Raw genomic sequence first — 20,935 nt, 5'->3', positions numbered from 1 at the left:
GTTATGCAGATCCTGCGGAGGGCATGCACGATCCTGCATGAGGGATTGATGGCGTTCGTTGGGCACAGCTTTTCTATTTTTTCGAACATAAACGCAGAAATTAAACGGCTATTCAGCCAAGGCGTGCTGACCCACACTTGCGTCCATCAGTTTCGCCGCGCCTCGCCAGTAACCGAAGCGCCGCGCTACACGCCCAGACATCTCATTACTTACAGGCGGGACTACTCATGAAAGCTATCCAGGTTGCACAGTACGGCCAGGTTGAAGGGCTGGCGCTGCGGGAATTACCAGATCTGCTGCCCAGCGATGATCAGGTGCTGGTCAACGTAGCCGGCAGCGGAATCAATCCGATCGACTGGAAGATCCTCTCGGGGGCCATGCAGCAGTTCATCCCGTTGCCGTTGCCTTATACACCCGGGGTCGAGGTTGCCGGCACCGTTGCAGCAGTTGGAAAGAACGTGCACGAATTCAGGGTGGGAGATGAGGTATTCGGCTTCATAGGGATAGTTGGCGGCTACGCGACTCAGGTGCTGACAACCGCCGACAGGCTTGCACATACGCCCGCCCGGCTACCGCGCCTCCATGCCGGTGGTGTGCCTGCCGCAGCGCTCACGGCGTGGCAAGCACTGCATGAACAGGCCAACCTTCAACCCGGCCAGAAAGTACTGATCCATGGTGCTGCCGGAGGCGTCGGCAGCTTTGCTGTCCAGCTGGCACGCCTGGCTGGCGCATACGTACTGGCAACGGGCTCGGCCAGAAACCGGGAGTATCTAGCGTCACTCGGTGCCCGGCAATTCATTGACTACACCACGCAGCAGTTCGAAGACCTGGCCACAGATGTCGACGTGGTTCTCGACCTGGTTGGCGGAGAAACCCAGGCCCGGTCCTGGACAGTTATCAAACGAGGCGGGGTACTTGTATCACCGGTCAGCGCACCCGACCCCCGGATAGCTGCCGAACACGGCGTCGCTGGCAAGCATTTCGCTACCCGCTCGGACGGGCGCCAGTTAGCGCAGATTGCGCAATTGTTCGATGACGGCAAGCTCCAGGTCGAGGTCGAGATCGTTCCGCTCTCCAGCGCGGCGCAAGCTCTGGCGCTGAGCCGTACGGGACATACCCGCGGCAAACTGGTTCTGGATGCGAATCATTGAACCACCATGCCCTGTGCTTTGAGCCAACGTGCTAGCGCGAAGGCTCGGCGCAGGAATGGGCAAATTCCCCGCAGGAAACAAATAACGGCCGTATTACCGCCGCCTTAATCTGAGCCCAGGCAGCAAGCGAACCCGCTTCTGCCGCCGGCCATCAGAGCGACCGAGCCTGCAGGTTTCAGGAATCAACGTCACGCTTTGCACTGACAACCGGCAACGAATCCATCGCCAATTACGGAGACGCTGTCATGAAACAAGTTAACCACGTGATGATTGGAATCGCCTTGTCTGTACTGAGCGCAAGTTCGATGGCGCTGCCGGCCAAGGAGATCGGCATCTGGAATCAGCCTTGTAAACGCATGCTTGTACCATTGGTGGCTGAGGATGGTGCGGATCGGCTCAATTATCGCCGCATGGCTGAGGGCGGTGCGGATCGTCTCAATGATCGCCGCATGGCTGAAGGCGGTGCGGATCGTCTCAATGATCGCCGCATGGCTGAGGGCGGTGCGGATCGTCTCAATTATCGCCGCATGGCTGAGGGCGGTGCCGATCGCCTCATTGATCGTCGTGTGGCCGAAAACGATACGGTTCATGCCCGCTATGTCTGACGCCCATGAGCTATTCCCCGGAAGCCCGGCGACGCCGGGCTTTTGCATTGAATGTGCTCACCAGGCATCTACCCAAGGTACTGCAAACCGACCTATCCTCTGCAATCGGCACAGCCTGACGGGAGGTAATGGTGGTGAATGAACGGGACGAAGAGCTGACCCGCCTCAGGGCCGAGCTTGCATCGACCATGCAACGTTTTGCGCCGAACTATGGCGTGTACCCGACAGCGATCGAACCGCTGCACTTCATCCGCAGCGACTCGCCAACCGATGTCATCCACACTGTTCATAAACCGGGGTTATGCGTAATCGTGCAGGGCCGCAAACAGGTCCAACTGCGGGATGAGAGCTATACCTACGACCCATTGAACTACCTGGTCGTCTCTGTGACGCTGCCTTTGGCAGGGCAAGTGATCGAGGCATCGGCAGACTTGCCGTATTTCTGTATCCGCCTGGATATCGACCCGGCGGAAATCGCTCAGCTGATCGCCGACGTCAGCCCGATCGGCGTGCCGAACCAACCACCCCACCGCGGGCTGTTCCTGGACAGGATCGATGCCTCGTTGCTGGAGGCCATGTTGCGACTGGTGCGGCTGCTGGATGCGTCATCGGACATCCAGGCATTGGCACCGCTGGCCCTGAGGGAAATCTTCTACCGGCTGCTCAAAGGCCAGCAAGGCCAGCGTTTGCATGAGATAGCCATTGCCGACAGCCAGACCCACCGCGTCACCCGGGCGATCGAATGGCTGAACAGTAACTATGCGCAGCCGTTGCGCATCGATGAGCTCGCCAGTTACGTCAATCTGAGCAACTCCACGCTTCATCATCGGTTCAAGGCGGTCACCGCCATGAGCCCCTTGCAGTACCAGAAACAACTGCGCCTGCAGCATGCGCGCAGGTTGATGATCTCGGAGGGGCTTGATGTGTCTACGGCCGGTTTCAAGGTCGGCTATGAAAGCCCGTCACAATTCAGCAGGGAATACAGCCGGATGTTCGGGGCACCACCCAGCCGGGATATCGCGAAGTTCCGGTCCCTGGGGTGAGGCGCCGCTTGACGCCGTTACATCAGCGAGGGGTAGGGTGGTTGGGCTTGCACTCATCGCGGCTGGCTTGCCGGGCCTCGGCGCGTACTACCAGGCAGATGCCGACCGCCGACAGCGCCATCCCCGCTGCCATCTGCCAGGACAACGGCTCATCGAACATCGCCCAGGCCCAGAGCAGGGTGATCGGTGGGCTGAGGTACAGCACGCTGGCAACGCGGGTGGCCGAGGACCTGCGCAGGCAGGCCCAGTACAACCCATAGCCGCCAAGCGTCGACAGGGCCGCGGTCCACGACACGCTCAGTGCAAAGCCTGCGCTGGCAAGCGGTGCCAGGCTGCGTTGGCTACCTTCGATGGCCGCGAAGGCGAAACTGGAGACGAAACACTGCAGCCAGAGGTTGGGCAACAGGCCCATGGCCGGCACCTTGCTGCGTTTTTGCCACAACGTGGCGACTGCCAGCGAGCACATGCCGGCCACGGGCAGGCCATAGGCCCACATCGGTGCCATGCCCAGCATCAGCGCATCGTGGGTCACCCACAGCACCCCCAGCAGCCCGACAATCAGGCCGGCCCACACCTGCAGCGGCAGGCGCTCGCCCAGTACCAGCGCTGCGAGCAGCGCCATGCCCAGCGGCAACAGGTCGGCGCATAACGCGGCCAGGCCGGCGGGCACACCCAGGGCAATGCCCTGCGTCACACCGGTCAGGTAGCCGGCCATGGCCAGCAAGCCGATGCCCGCGTGGCTGAGCAACACGGTGAATGGCGTATGGGGCAGGGCCCGCCAGACGAACGGGAACAACAGCAGAGTCACCACGAGGCAGCGCCAGAACACCACCAGCAGGGCGGGGGCATGATCAATGGAAAAGCGTGCACCGATGAACCCGGAACTCCAGGTCAGCAGCAGCCCGGCTTCAAGCAAGGGCAGCGGCAAGGCCCGCAGCCAGTGGCGACGGGTGGGCGTGGGGGGCGGGCGCAGCAGGTGCTGGTTCATACCCCGACACTACGAAATTGGCGTAATCTGATAAATCAAAAATAGCTGCAGCAGTTCTTTACGGATATTGAATCATGGCTACCACGCTCGATATCGACCTTCTGCGTACCTTTCACGCCGTGGTGCGCATCGGCAAATTCAGCGCTGCGGCCGAGCAGTTGCATAAGAGCCCGGCGGCGGTCAGCGTTCATATTCAACGACTGGAGGCCGTCGCCGGTGGCAGGTTGCTCAATCGCGACAACCAGTCCATATCGTTGACGGCCCTGGGCAGGCGGCTGTTGAACTCGACCGCCGAACTGTTACGCACCCACGATCAGGTGCTGGCAGAGCTGCACGGGCCGGATCTGGCCGGGCGTATCACGCTCGGTGTCCCTGATGAATACGCGTCCCATGTGATCCGCGACATCTTGCCGATGTTCAGCGCTGCCTGGCCGAATGTGGTGCTCGAACTCAGGACCGGGCCGAGCCATGCCCTGAGGGCGTTGGTCCGGCGCGGCAAATTGCAGGCAGCGGTCATTGCCCAGGTCGAAGGCATGCTCGGGCCTGATGCCGAGCGACTGCTATCGACCACGCCGGTCTGGGTCGGGCCAATCAACGCAACAGCGGTACTTGACGACCCGTTGCCGTTGGCTGCCCATGCCTTGCAATGCCCCTATCGTGAGGCCATGGTCGAATCACTCAAGGCTTCGGGACGCCGCTCGCGGATCATCCTCGAAAGCCATTCCAACCAGGCTGTCAAAGCCTGCGTGGAGGCCGGTTTGGCCATCAGTGTGATCGACCGGGCCAAGGTTACCGAGCGCATGCAGATCCTAGAGGGCCTGCCGGCCATTCCCGACCACGACATCCTGTTCGTGCGCAGCCCGGCATCGGGCGGGGACGCCGCCGTGACTTTGCTGGCGCGGGCGATGCGGCAATCGTTTCGGTTATAGGCAAGGGCCGCGTGTTCCCCTGATCGTGCATTGGACGTCACTTGAAGGCCACACGCCTGGTTTCGCAGCCAGTGAAGACCATCGCCTGTCCAGGCTGGGGCGGGAGCCTTACTTGTGGATTGACCGATCGATCGTCAGGACACACTGGGTTTCTTCTCGAATGCGGCCTCCAGTGCCTGCTCGATCTCGGCAAGCCTGAATTCGGTGCCTGCCCCCACGGCCGCAGTCTTATTGGCGCAATTCACCAAGAGCTCCAGTGTCGCCGGGTGGTGATCGCCCGGAAATTTTCGGAGCACGAAATGAACCGTCGCATCACTGCGCCAGGTGGCCTGATCCATGGACCAATGCGGGCTGGCAAATGCAAAAATGACCGCTTGGGTGTGCGTATCAAGGAGCGAGGGCACATACACCCACTGGCTGTTGCGCGCTTCCCAGGCGGCGACCCTGACCGAGAACCTGCCGCCTGGGGCGACGATCGATTCCATTTCTTCCATTTGTCTTGGCTCATGGGGTGGGTTGTTCACCATCTCCATTCGGGCGGCGTCTCCGAGCAATACACCGGCGCCTTACAGAAGGGCTTGACGTTTACTGAAGGCGAGACGAGCAGCAAAAAGAACGAAGATCATTCCTGTTGCACGGTCCATCCAGGCAACTACCTTCTCCTGCCGCAATATACCGGCCAGCGGTTGGGTTGCGGCGATCAGAATAATCGACCATAGCAACCCGATTGCCACGTGAATGCTGACCAAGCCGAACGTCCAGGCAACCAATGGCTGGCCTTGGGGAATGAATTGGGGCAAGAAAGAGACGTAGAAAATACCAATCTTGGGATTCAGGATATTTCCCATCACTCCCTTCAGGAACCAGTCATGGCTTGGCTTTGCTGTCGCTTGGACAGGCGACAATGATGTACGCGGACGTAAGAGCATATTCAGCCCGAGCCAGGCTAGGTAGGCGGCACCGCAGTATTTCAAGGCGTTGAATGCCAACGTTGATACGGCAATCAGTGCGCCTAGTCCAAATGCCACAGCGGCGCCCCACAGCAAGCAACCTGTGTTGATGCCCAGTGCGGCGCGAAAAGCCTGCTGCTTTCCTTCCACGGTGGCCGTTCTCAATATCAACGCAGTGTCGAGGCCGGGCGTCAGTGTTAACAGTGTTGCTGCGAAGGTGAACGCAAGAAGGTTGTCAGCAATCGACATAGAGAGATGGCCTCGGCGTGATTCAGAGGGGAAGTTAACCTCAAAAGCTGCCTGTTGAAAGTCGCATCTCTAGGAAAAGTGGGCTCAGATTGACGACAACGATGCTGTGAATCAGCACGGCGAACTGAATCGCCCCTGGTTTCGTGGACGTCCCGATCGGCCGCAATGGGTCGATTGCAGCCGTTCACGACTGACCGCTATCGACCCAAAGCGGCCTTCCGCAAAGGGCAGCAATCGCCCAAAATGCCGTCATTTCAATTGCCACCTGGCTGCCTAGCTCGGCGCAAAAGCTTGGAGAGCACATATGCAGGGCGATGCTATACGCGCATTTCGCCAAACGGCTGGACACTGCATAGGTGAGTTCGAGCTTGATGAAATGCACCAGGTGGCCTGAGTCAAATTCGTAAAGCCGGACGGGCTGAGGCAAGGCTCAAACCGCAAGCAGGATATATTGGCCGCAGCCCAGACTGCGGCCTTTTCTTTTAGCCAAGCGACCTCAGCAACGGTCCGACTCTCTCAACCAGAAAGTCGATGAAAACCCTTACCCGTTGCGGCATGTAGCGTTGGTTATTGAAGATCGCATGGATCTCCTCGGTGTCCCCTGGATTGAAATCAGCGAGCAGCTCGACGAGCCGACCCGCTTTCAGATCCTCTGCGACATGGAACATTCCTAGCCGACTAATCCCCAGCCCATTGATTGTCATTTGGCGCATGGTTTCGCCATTGTTGGTCAGCATATCGCCGCGCACCGCCAGGTACTGGGTTTGCTGGTTCAGCTTGAACGGCCACTCGTCACGGGATCGGCGGAAGTTGAAATTGAAACAACGATGATTCTCCAGCTCATCCGGTGTTCTCGGTACACCATGACGAGCCAAATAGCCCGGTGAAGCCACGACCGCGCGGCGGCTGGTACCCAACATGCGTGCACGAAAGCTGGCGTCGTCCAGCGGACCCATGCGTATCGCTACATCAATGCGTTCGCGCTTCAAATCAACCAAGGCGTCTGTAAGCGATAGGTCGAGGGTGATGTCGGGATACCTAAGGTTAAAGTTACTGATAATCGGAAGTAGCTGGTGCGTCCCAAAAGGCACCGACGTATTGATTCGCAGGAGGCCGCTCGGGGCCGCAGACGAGCCGAAGGCGTCGTGCTCCGCCTCCTCGATGTCGTTAAGTATCCGGACACAACTATCGTAGAAACGAGCACCTTCACCGGTGATTGCCAGCTGACGTGTAGAGCGTTCAAAAAGGAGCACACCTAATCGCTCTTCCAGCCGGGAGATGAGCTTGCTTACCGCTGAAGGCGTCAGGTTCAGTAGCTTTCCTGCCGCAGAAAAACTGCCGGTTTCGACGACCTTGCTGAAAACCAGCATCTCTCCGCTACGGCTGTCCATGAACTCATCCTATATGTGAATTTTCTTCTGCAATCATATTCCATTGCATGCGCTAATCAACGCATTCGGACACCTCCATACTTCTCCCCAGCGGACTGATCCGCCCCTCAATTCAACGTTGGAGAATGGTATGAATCTTGGTTTAGAAGGCAAAACTGCATTGGTAAGCGCCTCCACTGCAGGCATCGGCTTGGCGATTGCCACTCAACTCCTAGAAGATGGTGCTCGCGTCATCATCAACGGGCGTAGTGAAGGCGGCGTGGCGCAGCGCGTCAACGAGCTAAACAAGCGTTTTGGCGAAGGGCGTGCTCTGCCGCTAGTTGCAGATGTCAGTCTGGCTGGTGGCGAGGCGGTCGCAGCCGCCGCATATCCGCAGATCGACATCCTGATCAACAACATGGGCACCTATGAGCTGAGCGACTTCTTCAGCACCACTGATGAAGACTGGCAGCGCATGTTTGAGACCAACGTCTGGAGTGGAGTGCGGTTGGCCCGTACCTACATGAAGGGCATGCTGGAGCGCGGCCATGGCCGGGTGATTTTCATCTCAAGCGAAGTTGCACTGACTCCGATGGCCGCGATGGCCCATTACAGCGCGAGTAAGGCTACGCAACTGTCCATCTCCCGCAGCCTTGCCGAGCTGACCAAGGGCACCTCCGTGACCGTCAACGCCGTGCTGCCAGGACCTACCGAGACAGAAAGCCTCAAGGGTTTCATCGAGTCTGTGAATCCGGGACTGCCTTATGCCGAGGCCGAGAAGAAATTCATGGCAGAGAATCGCCCCTCTTCGCTGATCTACCGTCTGGCCAAACCAGCCGAAGTCGCAAACGTAGTGGCGTTCCTGTCCAGTGAACGTGCTGCGGTGATCAATGGTGCGGCAATTCGTGCAGAAGGCGGCACTGTGCAGACCATCGTCTAAATCCATTGCGTGATGAAAAAAAGTCTGCCCGCAAACGAAGGAATAAATGACCTTCTTGCTGGCGGGCTCGAACGCTATGCCCGACGTAGGGCATAGCGGCGTAGAAGCACCTAGGTGAAAGGAGAGCGGTATGAGCGGCATGCTGGAACGTACTTTCCTAATAACGGGCGCCAGTAAGGGCATCGGTCGGGCTATCGCCGAGCAGCTTGCGGCCAGTGGGCACCGAGTTGTTGGCATCGCTCGACGGGTGGAAGACAGTCATTTCCCAGGAGAATTGATTGCTGCCGACCTGAGCGATACAGATAGCACCATCCAGGCGCTTGAAGGACTTAAGGCTCGCTATACCTTCGACGGGCTCGTTAACAACGTAGGGCTGGTGAAGCCTCAAGGCGTCCTTGACGTCGACCTAACGAGCTTCGACGAGGTCATGAAGGTCAATTTGCATCCTGCACTGTTGGCAGCCCAGGCTCTTCTGCCGGGTATGTCCGAAAGGGGCTGGGGCAGAATAGTGAATATCTCCAGCCTGACGGTTCTAGGAATCCGGCAACGCACATCCTACGCCGCCGCAAAAGCCGCCTTGATTAGCTTCACGCGAGGCTGGGCGCTGGAGCTGGCGCAAACCGGGACCACAGTCAATGCGATCGCCCCCGGCCCTATCGAGACAGATCTGTTCCGAGGTGGAAATCCTGAAGGAAGCTCCGGCGAGGCCGCTTACATTGCAGCAGTACCTATGGGGAGATTAGGGCAGCCTCATGAAGTAGCTGCCGCAGCAACATTCCTGCTTAGTGAGCAGAGTTCATTCATCACTGGGCAGACACTCTACGTTGATGGCGGTGCATCAATCGGTAGGAGCGCGTTCTAGTTAAAGTGCTCCTCGAAGGGCCGCTTCTGGCCGTATGTAGCCATTCGCGAAGGTCCGCTTTGGGTCGATAGCTGCCGCTCTTGGATGACCGCTTTCCACCCCTGGCAGACACTTTCAAACCAGCGCAGCTTCGCAGCCCATCGCCGCCAAGCGCGGCTCCCACATGAATACCACCCGCCTGCAGACCTGGGTTGTACTTGTGGCAGCCGCGCTATTGGCCCGGGAAGATACCAGTAAGCTGCAACCACGATCACTGCAGGTGCAGTCTGATCGCCTGGGCAGCCTGGTCCATCGCACTGCGGGTAGCGGGTACCTGGCCGAGCACGTTGAGCAGGCCGAAGTCGTGGATCATGCCGTTGTAGCGCACGGCGGTCACTGGTACACCGGCAGCGCCCAGCTTGCGCGCGTAGGCTTCGCCTTCGTCGCGCAGCACGTCCATCTCGGCGGTCTGTACCAGCGCGGGTGGCAGGCCTTTCAACTGCTCCAGGCTGGCGCGCAGCGGCGAGGCATGGATGTCGTCACGCTGCCTGGGGTCGGTGGTATAGCTGTCCCAGAACCACTGCATCATGTTGCGGGTCAGGAAATGGCCCTCGGCGAACTGGTTGTACGAGCCGTTGTTGAAGTTGGCGTCGGTCACCGGCCACAGCAAGGCCTGGAAGCGCAGCTTAGGCGTGCCGGCCTCCTTGGCCTTGAGCGCGACCACCGCCGCCATGTTGCCACCGACGCTGTTGCCTGCCACCGCCAGACGGCTGCCATCGACGCCAATCTGTTTGCCGTTTTCGGCAACCCAGCGGGTGGCGGCGTAGGCCTGGTTGATGGCGGTGGGGAACTTCGCTTCCGGCGATGGCGTGTAGTCGACGTAGACCGCCGCTGCACCGGAGCCGAGCACCAGGTCGTGGATCAGGCGTTCATGGGTGGGGTAGTCACCCAGCACCCAGCCACCGCCATGGAAGAACATGAACACCGGCAGCTCGCCTTTCGCCCCCTGTGGCCGTACCACGCGGATCTCCAGGGCCTGGCCGTCGACCGAAATACTGCGGCGCTCGACCTGGATGCCGGAAACGTCCACCTTCACGCTGGCCTGGGCGCCGCTGAGCACGGCACGTGCGTCTTTCGGCGCCAGGGTTTCCAGCGGTTTGCCGCCACCGGCTTCAAGGGCTTGGAGGAAGGCCTGGGTGGTGGTTTCCACACCGGGGCTACCGGCGGCGAAGGCACTGTTGACGGCGAGCGCAAGCAGGCCGGCGGCGAGGGGGCGGGAGAGTTTCATGGCCAAGCTCCTGGGGGTACTGAATGGGGCAATCAGTTCTGGTTGGCGGAGGTGGTCGGCAGCAGGTAGCTGACCTTCTGCACCTTGCCATCGCTGTCGCGGTAGGTCAGGGTGGCAGTGCTGGCGTGCCCGCTGGCGTTGACCGGGGCGTCCACGGCGATGACCTGGGCGATGTCCAGGTGATCGCCGTACTGGTACGGCGTGGCAGCCTGGGCGAAGGCACCGAAGCTGGCGCCGAAGGTCAAGGTGGCGATGGCGATTGCTTTGCTGAAGTTCATGGTCATGCTCCGTTAGCTGGGACAGTGGAATCAGCATGTGCTTGCTGGTTGAGTGTTATATTGCGCGTTAATAGTTAGCGCGCAAAATATATTTCCGTAATGGTGCTGATTGAATTGCTGCATCAGCCCCGGCCATCGCCGCTGAGTGGCGATGGCCGGGCGGTTTGGCTAGCTAGCCGTCGGCGGAAAGTCGATATCGGTTACGGCAATGTTGTTCAGGTAGTTGGTCAGGGTTAATAGCGTCACCTGCGCTACTACCTCGACGATCTTGCCGTCGTCGATACCAGATTCGCGGGCTGCTGCAACCTGCTGGTCGGTCAGCTGACCGCGGCTTTCGGTGACCTGGCGCGCCAGCGCGGCAACGGCGCTGAGCGTGCCGCTGCGGGCCTGGCTGATTGCGTCATCGTTCAAGCCGGCTTTGCCTGCGAAGAAAGCGTGTGCGGCCAGGCAGTAGTCGCAACCGTTCACGTCCGAAGCGGCGAGGGCGACCACTTCGCGTTCAGCGGCGCTCAGCGAGGTTTTGCCCAGGGCTTGGGCAAGGCCCAGGTAACCGTTCAATGCAGCAGGGGAGTGGGCCAAGGTCCTGAAGGCATTGGGGATGAAGCCGAGGCCTTTCTGAATACCTTCCAGGGCGGTGCGCGAGCCGGCAGGTGCCTGGTCCAGCGAGAGGGCAGCGATACGAGTCATGGTCATTCTCCAAAGGTTGATTTACGGGGCTTGTCGATCAAGCTTGGAGTCAATGTTAGGGAGCAAGGCTTTCCTTTCGGCTGCAGATCATCGAAATTATGCAACAGATCGTCTAAACCCGAGCGCGCCATGGATCGATTGTCGACTTTACTCAAACATTTCAACCTGCATGCCGCCACGTTTCACCAGGGCGGGTTCTGTGGCACCACCGACCTTGATGGGCAACAGAGGGTGGGGTACGCCCACCTGCTGCGTTCCGGCCGCCTCGCCTTCAGGGACAAGCGCGGGCAGGTCTTAGAACTGAACGAACCGAGCCTGATCCTGGCGGTGCGCCCGCAGGCACACCGGTTGGTGGCGACCGAAGCCGATGAGGCGGAGCTGGTTTGTGCCACCTTGCAGTTCGAGGGTGGTGCCAACAACCCGCTGACCTTGGCCTTGCCGGATTTCATCATCAAGCCGCTAAGCGAATTGCCTGGGTTGACGGGTACCCTCGACTGGCTGTTTACCGAGGCCTTCGGCGACGATTGTGGCCGCGATGTCATTCTCAATCGGCTGTTCGAGCTGATGGTGATCCAGCTGCTTCGCCACCTCGTCGCCAACCGCAGCATTGCTTCGGGAATGATGGCCGGGCTGGCCGACGCCCAGCTCTCGCGCGCACTGGTGGCCATCCACAGCGAACCACAGCACAACTGGTCGGTGGCGCAAATGGCTGATCGTTCAGGCATGTCGCGGGCCAGCTTTGCCGCGCACTTTCGCCACACCGTGGGCATGACCCCGGCGGACTACCTGGCCAACTGGCGCATAAGCCTGGCCCAGAAGCGCTTGCGCGAGGGGCGCCCGATCGCCCTGATCGCCGATGAGGTGGGCTACGAAAGCCCGTCGGCCTTGGCTCGGACTTTCCGGCGCAAGGTTGGCGCCAGTCCGATGGCCTGGCTGAAGCAGAGTTCGGCATAGGGCCTGGGGGCGCCTACAGGTGCATTCGGAGAAAATCGATGAATGCTTTTGTGCGGGCTGAGCGCCGTCGTTCGGGGCTGAACACTGCACTGACAGGCAGTGCGATGGCCTGGTAATCGTCAAGCACGCTACGCACGCTACCGTGCGCGACATCGGCTGCGAACAGCCATTCGGGCGACAGGGAAATGCCCAGGCCACCGAGCACCATTTCGCGGATGGCCTCGCTGCTGTTGCTGGTGACATTGCCTTTGATGGCAACCTCGAGCGCTTGCTCGCCTTGGCTGAACTGCCAGTTGTCGTAGTGCGTCAGCAAGGTGAAGCCGATGCAGTTGTGGTGTGCCAGTTCGGCGGGCTGGCGTGGCTGCCCGTGGCGCTCCAGGTAAGCCGGCGCAGCGTAGACCCGGCGCACGCTGGTGCCCAGCGGCACGGCCACCAGGCCCTCGTGCTTCAGCACCCCGATGCGGATGGCGACGTCGATGTTTTCCGTCAGCAAGTCTTCGTTGTGATCGTTCAGCCGCAGGTCGACCCGCACTTCAGGGTGGCGTTGCAGAAAGCTGCCCAGCAGCGGCGCTATGCACAACCGCCCGTAGCTCACCGGCGCGGCGATCCGTAGCAGGCCGGCAATCTGCTCCTGGCCACTGGCAAAGCTGCGCGTGGCGGATTCCAGCTGGCCGAGAATCTCCTGGCAGTGGCGGTAGAACCGCTGCCCCTGGTCGGTGAGGACCAGCCGACGGGTACTGCGTGCAAATACCGGCCCGCCCAGGTAGCGCTCCAGGGCGCGGACCTGTTTGCTGACCGCAGGCTGCCCGATGCCAAGTTCGCGAGCGACCGCTGAAAACGACCCACGCTCCACCACGCGTACGAAGACGCGCATGTTGTCGAACAGATCCATCGCTATCTGGCCTCTTGGAGGAATAAGTCATATGCCGATCTAGTGTCTTATCGGAATGAGCTGGGCGGCGCAACCTGTAAGCGTCCACTCAATGAGGTTCCCGTCATGAAACAGACCATGCTCGCCGCTATCGCAGAATCCGCCCAGGCCCCGCTGGCTGTGCGCCACGTTGACCGCCCGAAGCCCGCCAAGGGGCAGGTGCTGGTGCGGGTCCACGTCGCGGGCGTCAACCCGCTCGATACCAAGATCGCCACTGGCGCAGGTGCACATGCCCGCCAGCCGCTGCCGGCGGTACTCGGCCTGGACCTGGCCGGCACGGTCGTCGAACTGGGCGAGGCGGTCGAAGGGTTTGTCGTCGGTCAGGAAGTGTTCGGCATGGCCGGTGGCATAGGCGGTGCCCAGGGCACCATGGCTGAATACATCGCAGTGGATGCCCGGCTGATCGCAGCAAAGCCGCAGGCCCTCGCCATGGATGAGGCGGCGGCGTTGCCGCTGGTATTCATCACTGCATGGGAAGGCCTGGTCGACCGCGCCAATGTCCGTCCTGGCCAGCGCGTGCTGATTCACGGTGGGGCAGGTGGGGTAGGCCGGGTGGCGGTTCAGTTGGCCAAGGCACGCGGTGCCGACGTCTACGCCACCGGTTCGGCGGCCAGCCTCGACTTCATTCGCGCCCTCGGCGCCACGGCAATCGATTACCGGGCGCAGAGCGTGGAGGCCTACGTGCAGCAGTACACGGCCGGGGAGGGGTTCGACATCGTCTATGACACCGTAGGCGGCAGCACCCTGGATGCTTCGTTCCTGGCGGTCAAGCCTTATACCGGCCACGTGCTCAGTTGCCTCGGTTGGGGCCAGCACAGCCTCGCGCCGTTATCGTTCAGAAGCGCCACCTACTCGGGCGTGTTCACCTTGACACCGTTGCTCACAGGCCAGGGGCGCGAACACCACGGGGCTATCCTGCGCGAGGCCGCTGCGCTGGCGGATGCCGGGCAGTTGCAGATTCGGGTGGACCCGCGGCAGTTCGCGCTGGCAGACGTCAACGAGGCGTTTTGCCAGGTCGCGGAAGGTCGTGGTACAGGCAAGACAGTGATCCGCGTGTCGAGCGACTAGGCACTGCTGCAATGCAGACAACTTGGTTCACCCCGGTCGCTTCTCGTATCATCGGCGCATTCGCCTGTGGATCAGAATCTGTGCAATCACTCACTGGAAAACCTCAGCCCGCTTCGGCCACCCCTGCGAAGTGGGACGCAGGCGAGGCCGTCAGCCAACTGGCATGGGATGACCTGCGGATCATCAAGACCCTCAGTGAGTGTGGCAATCGTGCCGCCACGGCCAAGAAGCTCGGGGTGAACGTGTCCACCGTTTCGCGGCGCATTGCCCAGGTCGAGCGCACGCTGGGTATCGCCCTGTTCGATCACCGCAAGTCGGGCTACCTGCTTACGGCCGAAGGTGCCGAGCTGCGGGCGCTGGCCGAGCGCGTGGAGCTGGACATCGTCAGCGTTGCACGGCGTGTTTCCCGTGCTGGCCAGGGCCCCCTCGGCAAGCTGCGGATCACCACCAGCGACTCGCTGCTGTTGCATTTCCTCACCCCGATCATCGCCGAGTTCAAGGCGCTGAACGAGGGCATCACCCTGGAAGTCCTGGTCGGTAACCAGACCTTGAGCCTGGCCCGGGACGAGTCGGATATCGCCATCCGGGCGACGCGTAAACCTGCCGACAGCCTGGTCGGTCGCAAACTGGCGACCATCGCCTGGGCGCCGTATTGCCGTGCCGGCCAGGCAGACACCGCCGCCCTTTTCGAAGGCGAACAGTCATGGGTCTCGTATGCTGCCGCGTTGTGCGGTTTGCGGGCGACAAGTTATGTCGAGAACCGGGTCGCCCCCGAGCGCATCGTGTACCGCACCGATTCCGTCGCCGCTGCGAGCGCGGCCATTGCGGCAGGGCTCGGGTACGGTTTTCTCCCGTGCATGCTGGGCGATATCACCCCGGGGTTGGTCCGTGCCGGCCCGGTGGTGCCCGAGCTGCAGGATGAACTGTGGCTGCTGACCCACCAGGACATCCGCAAGTCGTGGCGAGTCAAAGCCTTCATGACCTTCTGTGCCGCCGCCGTGGCCGAGCAGAAGCCCTTGGTCGAAGGGCGCCTTCCGGCCAGTTGAGGCCAGGCCGGGCGAGCTAGCGCCCGGATGCGCCGGCACCTATCACGGCCTTGCAGGCAATTTCGATCAACTGCGGGCGCTGGGCAAGCCTGGAAACACCAATGATGTTGCTTGCGCACTGAGGCCGCTCAGTGCCATACGCCGCCTTGCGCACCTTGCCAACGACGGCGAAGGCCGCGTCCATGTCGAGCACGTAGAGCGTCTCCTCGACCACATCCTGCAAGGTGGCGCCATACAGGGCGAGCAGCTTGGCGATGTTGGCGTAGGCGACCCGCATCTGCTCGCCCATCGCCGAAAAATCACTCGGCTTGCCGTCGCCATCGAGTGGAGCCGGGGCAATGAGGTTGCCGTCCTCGTCATGGTTGAACTGGCCCGACACATAAATCTCGTTACCGACCCGGCGTGCCTGCGGATAGCCATAGGCATCCTCCCAGGAAACGCCCCAGTAAGCGGTGTCTTTATTGAGTGGTTGTGAAGCTGGCATGTGTATTCCCCTGCAAATGAGCGGGCCGGGTTGACCCGTATCGAGAGGCAGATGCTAGCAGTGCAGCGCCCGGCCTGGTGGCGCATTAATGCGCTTGCAGTGGCGCAAAAGTGCGCCACCATTGCCTGCAGGGTTTCGCTATCTTGTGCTCGACCTCAAGCGGCGACGACGCCGAGGCGTGCACCGCGAATGGTGCGACCGACCATCATCCAGAGTAGAGGAAACAACCATGCGCAACCCTAAAACCGAAGTTCTGACTCCCTTCAACAGCCAGCTGATCTTCATCGACCAGCAGCCGCAGATGGCTTTCGGCGTGCAGAGCATCGACCGCCAGACGTTGAAGAACAACACCGTTGCCCTGGCCAAGGCGGCGAAGATTTTCGAGGTGCCCACCACTATCACCACGGTCGAGACCGAAAGTTTCTCGGGGCACACCTACCCGGAGCTGCTCGCGGTGTTCCCGGAGGCTCCGCTGCTGGAGCGCACCTCGATGAACTCCTGGGATGACCAGAAGGTGCGTGACGCGCTCAAGCACAACGGCCGCAACAAGGTGATCGTTTCCGGCCTGTGGACTGAAGTGTGCAACACCACCTTCGCCCTGTCGGCAATGCACGATGCCGGCTATGAAATCTACATGGTGGCGGATGCCTCCGGCGGCACCAGCAAGGAAGCCCACGACTACGCCATGCAGCGCATGATCCAGGCGGGCGTGGTACCGGTAACCTGGCAACAGGTGCTGCTGGAATGGCAGCGCGACTGGAAGAACCGGGCCACCTACGATGCGGTGATGGCGCTGGTGAAAGAGCATTCCGGCGCCTACGGCATGGGCGTCGACTACGCCTACACCATGGTGCACAAGGCGCCTGAGCGCGTTCAGCATGGCCCGACCCTGGCCCCTGTGGCGGCACCTGTCTGAGCTGTCGTCGCCAGCCCCTGCACCGGGGCTGGTAATGTATGCAAGGGTGCGCAGCGGCTGCCTGGGCATGGTTTTCCTGCGGGAAGAGCAGTGCCCGGATTGCGACAGCACGAAGCGCGCGCACCCGGTTACCTGGACGTGTGAACGGGTGAGAACATGGAACAATTCACCGTACCGGCCACTGCGCCGGCCGCAACGGCGCTGCTCGGCTCCGGGCAGATGGAAGCTGCCAAACGACTCATGCTGGAACGCCTGGACACCGGCATCTCGGTAGCCGAAGTTGCCGCAGCGTGCGCACTGTCACGCAGCCACTTCTCGCGCCGGTTCAAGCAGAGTACCCGCATGCCCCCGCAGCAATGGCTGCGTGAGCAGCGGGTGATGAAGAGCAAGGTATTGTTGAGAACATCCCGCATGCTGCTTGTGGACATCGCACTGACCTGCGGCTTTTACGATCAATCCCATTTCTGCCGGGCCTTCTTCAGTTCCGAAGGCATGACCCCGCAGACCTGGCAAGCGCAGGCATCCGGCAGTCATCGCCGGCAGGCAAGCTGCCTCCAGTGACAGTGCCAAGTGGGCGGGGCGAGCCCGCTGGCCGGCCTCGACGGCATCAGCCCTTGCTCAGATCAACCAATGGCGTCTGCCGCACCTCGGTTTCGCGCCCACCCTGGATCTCGTTGACCTGCTTCAAGGCCTCGTCCACCGCTGCCTTGTCCGCCAACAAGCTGTAGCGGATATGGAACTGCCGGTGTTCCTTGGGGCCGATGGTAGGCACCAGGTTCAGTGGCCGCTGGTAACGGCGGTTGTAGGAAAAACTCGTCCCGGGCTCCAGCCCCGTGACATAACCCTGACCTTGGGTGTCGGTGTTCTTCCACAGCGAGAACACCGGCAGTGTCGCGGTATTGAAACCGACCGAGACGCCCAGGTTGCCCGCCTTGTTATGCAACACCGTCAAGGTATCGCCCTGGGCATCGGCATACGGCACCACGTTGTACACCGTTTCGTCATAGTCCCGGGTCGGCGCGCGGTAGGTCTGCCAGTCGGGCAGGTCGCCCTTGGCCTTGTCGTTGAACGGCGATACCTGTTTCACCGGCGCGGCGAAACGCGCACCTTGCTCGAGGAACGGCGTGCTGAAATTGCTGTGATACAGCGCCTGGTATTCCTTCGCATAGTCGCCGTTGTTGGTCAGCGTGTCGTTGACGGTGAATGCCACGCTACCGGGTTCGGTAACCACTTCGGTGGCGACAGCGAAGTCGACCTTCTTGAACGCCTGTTCTTTCAGTTCGCCACGCAAGCTGATGGCGTACGGTGGTTTCTCATCGATGTGCAGGGTGACTTTGCTCGCAGGAATGTTGGCGGCGCGGCCGTGCAGGGTCAGCAGCTCGCCATTGTCGATGCCGGGGTGGCCGACCCATTCGTAACCGCAGCGGGTGACCAGCTCGTTGAAGCCTTCCAGCCAGCCCAGGCCATTGCGCCCGTTGAGTTCGATGAAGGACGGGTTGACCACTTCCTTGACCGGCGAGTCCCAGCCCAGGCGCACCGTACCGACCGAGGCCTGCAGGATGTTCATGCCGCGCGTCGGCACGACCGACAGTTTCAGCGTGCCGTTATCGATGTCGACGATGCTGACACCCTCCTGCCGCCCCCCGTGCAAGGTGCGCACGGTCACGCTGAAGGGCTTGTCGGCCTTCACGCCCAGTTGCTGGCTGGTGATCTGCCAGTTCTGGGCAGCCTTGTCGGTGTCGAGCAGGACGTAATCCCAGGCCATGGCGTGGGAGGTCGCGCACAGGGCGCTGAGCGCAACGCAACGTTTGAGAAGAAACATGGGCAGCATGCCTTTCTTGGAATTGTGCCCATTTTATAGACCGACAGAAACGTTTCAGCAAGCGCACTAAACGGCATTTTCAGCGAAGCCCTGGCCTCGATGCCTTCACGCTCTGCTGCCGATGCAGCCCTCGCGCCTGAGTAATTCGAGGTCCTTCGGCTGCACTGTCGCCTGGTTGAGCTCAGCGCCGCTGAACCAGCGGCATTCCACGATCTCGTGTGCGGGAGCGGGCGTCATCCCGGGGGGCACGGTCATGCGATAGAGCCAGTGTTCCTCGCCATCGAATACATGGTGGCCGAGGAACTGGGCGTCGCGCATTTCCAGGCTTGTCTCCTCGTGCAATTCCCGCCGGGCCGCATCGAGCTGGGTTTCCCCGGGATCGATCTTGCCACCGGGCAATGACCATGCGCCGGTCGCTTTGCGCACCAGCAGGACTTTGCCGGCTTGCAGGCAAATGAGGGTCGAGTGTCGTTCCTTGCTGGTCATGTTCAGTACCTCCTGCAGAGGAGGCCGCAAACCGGTGGGCAAAGTTCAAACGCAACGCCAGGAGGGCACAGGGACGCGGGGTGGCCGCAGCTGTCATCCGTTACAGCGCGCGCACCATCTCCCAGAACGATGCGCCCACCCCGGTAATGCTTTCCCCGGCAATCAGCCCCGCTGCGGCGGTGATCGCAAACCGCTCTGTCACGCTCGGCCAACGGCAACTGACCAGCCACGTCAGCACCGCGCCAAGCCCCATCATCATGCTGATCGACGCCGGCAGAATGAACGCCAGCCCCAGTGCGGCGGTGCTCGGCAGCCAGCGCGCCACCCGCTGCGGCAGCCGGCTGTCGAGGGCGCCCAGCAGCACGCCTGCCGCGCTACCGGCCACGATTGCCCAACGCAGCGTCGGCGACAGCGTCCCAAGCCCTTGCGTCAATGTCTGGGCCACGGCCTTCCAGGTCGCCACGGCGGGTGCCGGCCATTGCTCGGTTAGCAGTTGTGCCTGTGGATCGGGAATCAGCATTCGATACACCAGCACCGCTACCACGCTGCCGATGAAGATGCCGAGGCACTGTGCAATGAGTTGCCGATGCGGTGTTGCGCCAATCGCCTGGCCAACCTTGAAGTCGTTCATCAGGTCGGTGGATTGCCCGGCCGCGCCGCCGGCCGTGTTGGCGCTCATCAGGTTGATCGCCACCTGGCCCGGGGCGACCAGGCCGAAGCCGAGCTGCGACAGCTTGCCGATGGCGCCGATCGGCGCAATGCCGGTGGCCCCCACCACGCGCGCGGCGACCACGGCAAGGCACACCGCCAGGGGAATGCTCAACAGCGCCATCCACCAGTCGATGCCGAACAGCAACACCTGTAGCGCTACCACCAGGACAATGGACAACAGCAACCCGGCAGCAGGCTTCGGGGAAACCCCCGTCCGCGCCTGCGAACCATTGTTTTGCAGCGCTTCGGTGGGCCTTTGCCTAGGCATTTGCAACAGGCGAACCGACAGTGAAGTCAGGGTCGCACAGACCATCAGGCTGACCCCCGGCCACAGCAGCCATTCCACCAGGGCTGCGAACTGAGGCCCGCTGGCATCCGGCGCCAGCACCACCAGCGCCTGTTCGATCAGCCACGGCGCCAGCCCGCCCCAGGCCAGGGCGGCACCGAGCAGTAGCGTCAGGCCCACGCGAATGCCGATGATGCCGCCGAAACCGACCAGCATCAGCGACGGGTCAAGCGTGAAGGTCAGGCGCTCGAGTACGGGCGTGGGGGCCCAGCGCGGAATGCTCCAGACGAAGCCGTCGATCCACTTCACCAGCCCCGACAACAACGCGGCGCTGCAGAGCACCTGGATGCGCGTCATGGCTTCGTGGCCTTGCTGGTAGATCTGTTGCAATGTCTCCAGGGTCGCCATGCCTTCGGGGAATTTCAGGCCATGGTCATTGAGCAAGGCGGGGCGCAGGTACCAGGCGATCCAGATGCCCAGGAAACTCACGGCGAACACCCAGGCCATCAGCGCCAGGGGGGCCAGCTGGTGACCGGTGAGCAGGGTGTAGGCGGGGATCGGCGCAACCAGCCCGCCGGAAACGATGGACGCGGCGGCCGAGGCCACGGTCTGGTTGATGTTGCTTTCGTGCAGCGTCCACGCCGGCCGGCCCCTGCTGCGCCCCGGCAGGCTCTGCCACACGGCGAAGCCGACCAGCAAGGCGATGATCGACATGTTGAACGACCAGCCAATCCTGAGGCCCGCGTACACGTTCGAGGGCGTGAGCAGGATGCCCAGCGCGATGCCGGTGAGCACCGCCCGCAGGCTCAGCTCACGCTCGACGCGAACCCGCGGCAGGTTGGTGGAAGGGGCATGTCCCATGGCAATCCTTTGTCGGTGCGGCGAGCGCGCTTTGCACAACTGAGCCCCGCT

The 20,935-nt window shown here is 61.6% G+C and carries 23 protein-coding genes; 11 read left to right on the top strand and 12 right to left on the bottom strand.

All coding sequences use genetic code 11. From position 1 onward, the window contains the following. Positions 1 to 227: 227 nt before the first annotated feature. From B4L76_RS13690 to B4L76_RS13680, 3 genes are all read left to right on the top strand, one after another. Positions 228 to 1,151, top strand: coding sequence for an NADP-dependent oxidoreductase (locus B4L76_RS13690; RefSeq protein ID WP_296233179.1), 924 nt, complete (start codon positions 228 to 230; stop codon positions 1,149 to 1,151). Between the two features lie 245 nt (positions 1,152 to 1,396). After that, complete coding sequence (locus B4L76_RS13685) at positions 1,397 to 1,756, top strand: hypothetical protein (protein ID WP_296233177.1); 360 nt, start codon at positions 1,397 to 1,399, stop codon at positions 1,754 to 1,756. Between the two features lie 128 nt (positions 1,757 to 1,884). Beyond that, positions 1,885 to 2,799: an AraC family transcriptional regulator gene (locus tag B4L76_RS13680; protein WP_296233175.1), complete on the top strand. Its 915-nt coding sequence runs from the start codon at positions 1,885 to 1,887 to the stop codon at positions 2,797 to 2,799. Between the two features lie 22 nt (positions 2,800 to 2,821). Here the strand turns inward: B4L76_RS13680 and B4L76_RS13675 are convergent, their stop codons facing one another. Further along, a complete protein-coding gene (locus B4L76_RS13675) occupies positions 2,822 to 3,787 on the bottom strand; it encodes a DMT family transporter (protein WP_296233174.1) in 966 nt (321 codons plus the stop codon). A gap of 74 nt (positions 3,788 to 3,861) precedes the next feature. On the opposite strand from B4L76_RS13675, the gene B4L76_RS13670 reads away from it, so the two are divergent. Next, a complete protein-coding gene (locus B4L76_RS13670) occupies positions 3,862 to 4,716 on the top strand; it encodes a LysR family transcriptional regulator (RefSeq protein ID WP_296233173.1) in 855 nt (284 codons plus the stop codon). Between the two features lie 134 nt (positions 4,717 to 4,850). Here the strand turns inward: B4L76_RS13670 and B4L76_RS13660 are convergent, their stop codons facing one another. From B4L76_RS13660 to B4L76_RS13650, 3 genes are all read right to left on the bottom strand, one after another. Beyond that, positions 4,851 to 5,210, bottom strand: a complete 360-nt coding sequence (locus B4L76_RS13660; RefSeq protein WP_296233172.1) for a hypothetical protein — start codon at positions 5,208 to 5,210, stop codon at positions 4,851 to 4,853. Between the two features lie 72 nt (positions 5,211 to 5,282). After that, positions 5,283 to 5,915 carry a LysE family translocator gene (locus B4L76_RS13655; RefSeq protein ID WP_296233171.1) on the bottom strand — a complete coding sequence of 211 codons (633 nt, stop codon included), beginning with the start codon at positions 5,913 to 5,915 and terminating at the stop codon, positions 5,283 to 5,285. Between the two features lie 482 nt (positions 5,916 to 6,397). Continuing rightward, entirely contained in the window at positions 6,398 to 7,306 is a 909-nt protein-coding gene (locus B4L76_RS13650; RefSeq protein WP_296233170.1) for a LysR family transcriptional regulator, read from the bottom strand. Between the two features lie 130 nt (positions 7,307 to 7,436). On the opposite strand from B4L76_RS13650, the gene B4L76_RS13645 reads away from it, so the two are divergent. Together B4L76_RS13645 and B4L76_RS13640 are read left to right on the top strand one after the other, a co-directional pair. Continuing rightward, a complete protein-coding gene (locus B4L76_RS13645) occupies positions 7,437 to 8,225 on the top strand; it encodes an SDR family NAD(P)-dependent oxidoreductase (protein WP_296233169.1) in 789 nt (262 codons plus the stop codon). 139 nt (positions 8,226 to 8,364) lie between these two features. Next, the gene (locus B4L76_RS13640) at positions 8,365 to 9,087 is read left to right on the top strand and encodes an SDR family oxidoreductase (protein ID WP_296233209.1); all 723 of its coding nucleotides are present in this window, start codon (positions 8,365 to 8,367) and stop codon (positions 9,085 to 9,087) included. Between the two features lie 250 nt (positions 9,088 to 9,337). Here B4L76_RS13640 and B4L76_RS13635 read toward each other — a convergent pair whose 3' ends face one another. The 3 genes from B4L76_RS13635 to B4L76_RS13625 all read right to left on the bottom strand — a co-directional run bounded on the left by B4L76_RS13635 (position 9,338) and on the right by B4L76_RS13625 (position 11,319). Next, entirely contained in the window at positions 9,338 to 10,354 is a 1,017-nt protein-coding gene (locus B4L76_RS13635) for an alpha/beta hydrolase (RefSeq protein WP_296233168.1), read from the bottom strand. 32 nt (positions 10,355 to 10,386) lie between these two features. Then, complete coding sequence (locus B4L76_RS13630) at positions 10,387 to 10,632, bottom strand: DUF2790 domain-containing protein (protein WP_296233167.1); 246 nt, start codon at positions 10,630 to 10,632, stop codon at positions 10,387 to 10,389. 168 nt (positions 10,633 to 10,800) lie between these two features. Then, on the bottom strand, positions 10,801 to 11,319 hold the full coding sequence (locus tag B4L76_RS13625; protein ID WP_296233166.1) for a carboxymuconolactone decarboxylase family protein: 519 nt from the start codon (positions 11,317 to 11,319) through the stop codon (positions 10,801 to 10,803). 129 nt (positions 11,320 to 11,448) lie between these two features. Here B4L76_RS13625 and B4L76_RS13620 point away from each other — a divergent pair, with 129 nt between their 5' ends. After that, positions 11,449 to 12,273 carry an AraC family transcriptional regulator gene (locus tag B4L76_RS13620; RefSeq protein WP_296233165.1) on the top strand — a complete coding sequence of 275 codons (825 nt, stop codon included), beginning with the start codon at positions 11,449 to 11,451 and terminating at the stop codon, positions 12,271 to 12,273. A gap of 13 nt (positions 12,274 to 12,286) precedes the next feature. On the opposite strand, the gene B4L76_RS13615 is transcribed toward B4L76_RS13620, so the two are convergent. Beyond that, positions 12,287 to 13,165 (bottom strand): LysR family transcriptional regulator, encoded by an 879-nt coding sequence (locus B4L76_RS13615; protein ID WP_296233164.1) that lies wholly within the window; start codon positions 13,163 to 13,165, stop codon positions 12,287 to 12,289. A 105-nt stretch (positions 13,166 to 13,270) separates the two neighbouring features. Between B4L76_RS13615 and B4L76_RS13610 the strand changes: the two genes are divergently transcribed. Beyond that, positions 13,271 to 14,272, top strand: a complete 1,002-nt coding sequence (locus B4L76_RS13610; RefSeq protein WP_296233163.1) for a zinc-dependent alcohol dehydrogenase family protein — start codon at positions 13,271 to 13,273, stop codon at positions 14,270 to 14,272. A gap of 80 nt (positions 14,273 to 14,352) precedes the next feature. Further along, positions 14,353 to 15,318 (top strand): LysR family transcriptional regulator, encoded by a 966-nt coding sequence (locus tag B4L76_RS13605; protein ID WP_296233162.1) that lies wholly within the window; start codon positions 14,353 to 14,355, stop codon positions 15,316 to 15,318. A gap of 16 nt (positions 15,319 to 15,334) precedes the next feature. Here the strand turns inward: B4L76_RS13605 and B4L76_RS13600 are convergent, their stop codons facing one another. Then, positions 15,335 to 15,802, bottom strand: a complete 468-nt coding sequence (locus B4L76_RS13600) for a Rid family hydrolase (RefSeq protein ID WP_296233161.1) — start codon at positions 15,800 to 15,802, stop codon at positions 15,335 to 15,337. Between the two features lie 229 nt (positions 15,803 to 16,031). On the opposite strand from B4L76_RS13600, the gene B4L76_RS13595 reads away from it, so the two are divergent. Together B4L76_RS13595 and B4L76_RS13590 are read left to right on the top strand one after the other, a co-directional pair. Further along, positions 16,032 to 16,718 carry a hydrolase gene (locus B4L76_RS13595; RefSeq protein ID WP_296233160.1) on the top strand — a complete coding sequence of 229 codons (687 nt, stop codon included), beginning with the start codon at positions 16,032 to 16,034 and terminating at the stop codon, positions 16,716 to 16,718. Between the two features lie 156 nt (positions 16,719 to 16,874). Next, the gene (locus B4L76_RS13590) at positions 16,875 to 17,279 is read left to right on the top strand and encodes a helix-turn-helix domain-containing protein (protein ID WP_296233159.1); all 405 of its coding nucleotides are present in this window, start codon (positions 16,875 to 16,877) and stop codon (positions 17,277 to 17,279) included. Between the two features lie 46 nt (positions 17,280 to 17,325). Here the strand turns inward: B4L76_RS13590 and B4L76_RS13585 are convergent, their stop codons facing one another. The 3 genes from B4L76_RS13585 to B4L76_RS13575 all read right to left on the bottom strand — a co-directional run bounded on the left by B4L76_RS13585 (position 17,326) and on the right by B4L76_RS13575 (position 20,884). Continuing rightward, positions 17,326 to 18,540: an aldose 1-epimerase family protein gene (locus B4L76_RS13585; protein WP_296233157.1), complete on the bottom strand. Its 1,215-nt coding sequence runs from the start codon at positions 18,538 to 18,540 to the stop codon at positions 17,326 to 17,328. A 105-nt stretch (positions 18,541 to 18,645) separates the two neighbouring features. After that, positions 18,646 to 19,026, bottom strand: coding sequence for an NUDIX domain-containing protein (locus B4L76_RS13580; RefSeq protein ID WP_296233156.1), 381 nt, complete (start codon positions 19,024 to 19,026; stop codon positions 18,646 to 18,648). A 100-nt stretch (positions 19,027 to 19,126) separates the two neighbouring features. Then, complete coding sequence (locus tag B4L76_RS13575) at positions 19,127 to 20,884, bottom strand: OPT family oligopeptide transporter (RefSeq protein WP_296233155.1); 1,758 nt, start codon at positions 20,882 to 20,884, stop codon at positions 19,127 to 19,129. Between the last annotated feature and the right edge of the window lie 51 nt (positions 20,885 to 20,935).

Origin of the sequence: Pseudomonas sp. UBA4617 (assembly GCF_002386445.1) — a bacterium.
Taxonomy (GTDB): Bacteria; Pseudomonadota; Gammaproteobacteria; order Pseudomonadales; family Pseudomonadaceae; genus Aquipseudomonas.
The sequence above is the reverse complement of the archived record's forward strand: the minus strand, read 5'-3'. Positions and strand labels throughout refer to the sequence as shown.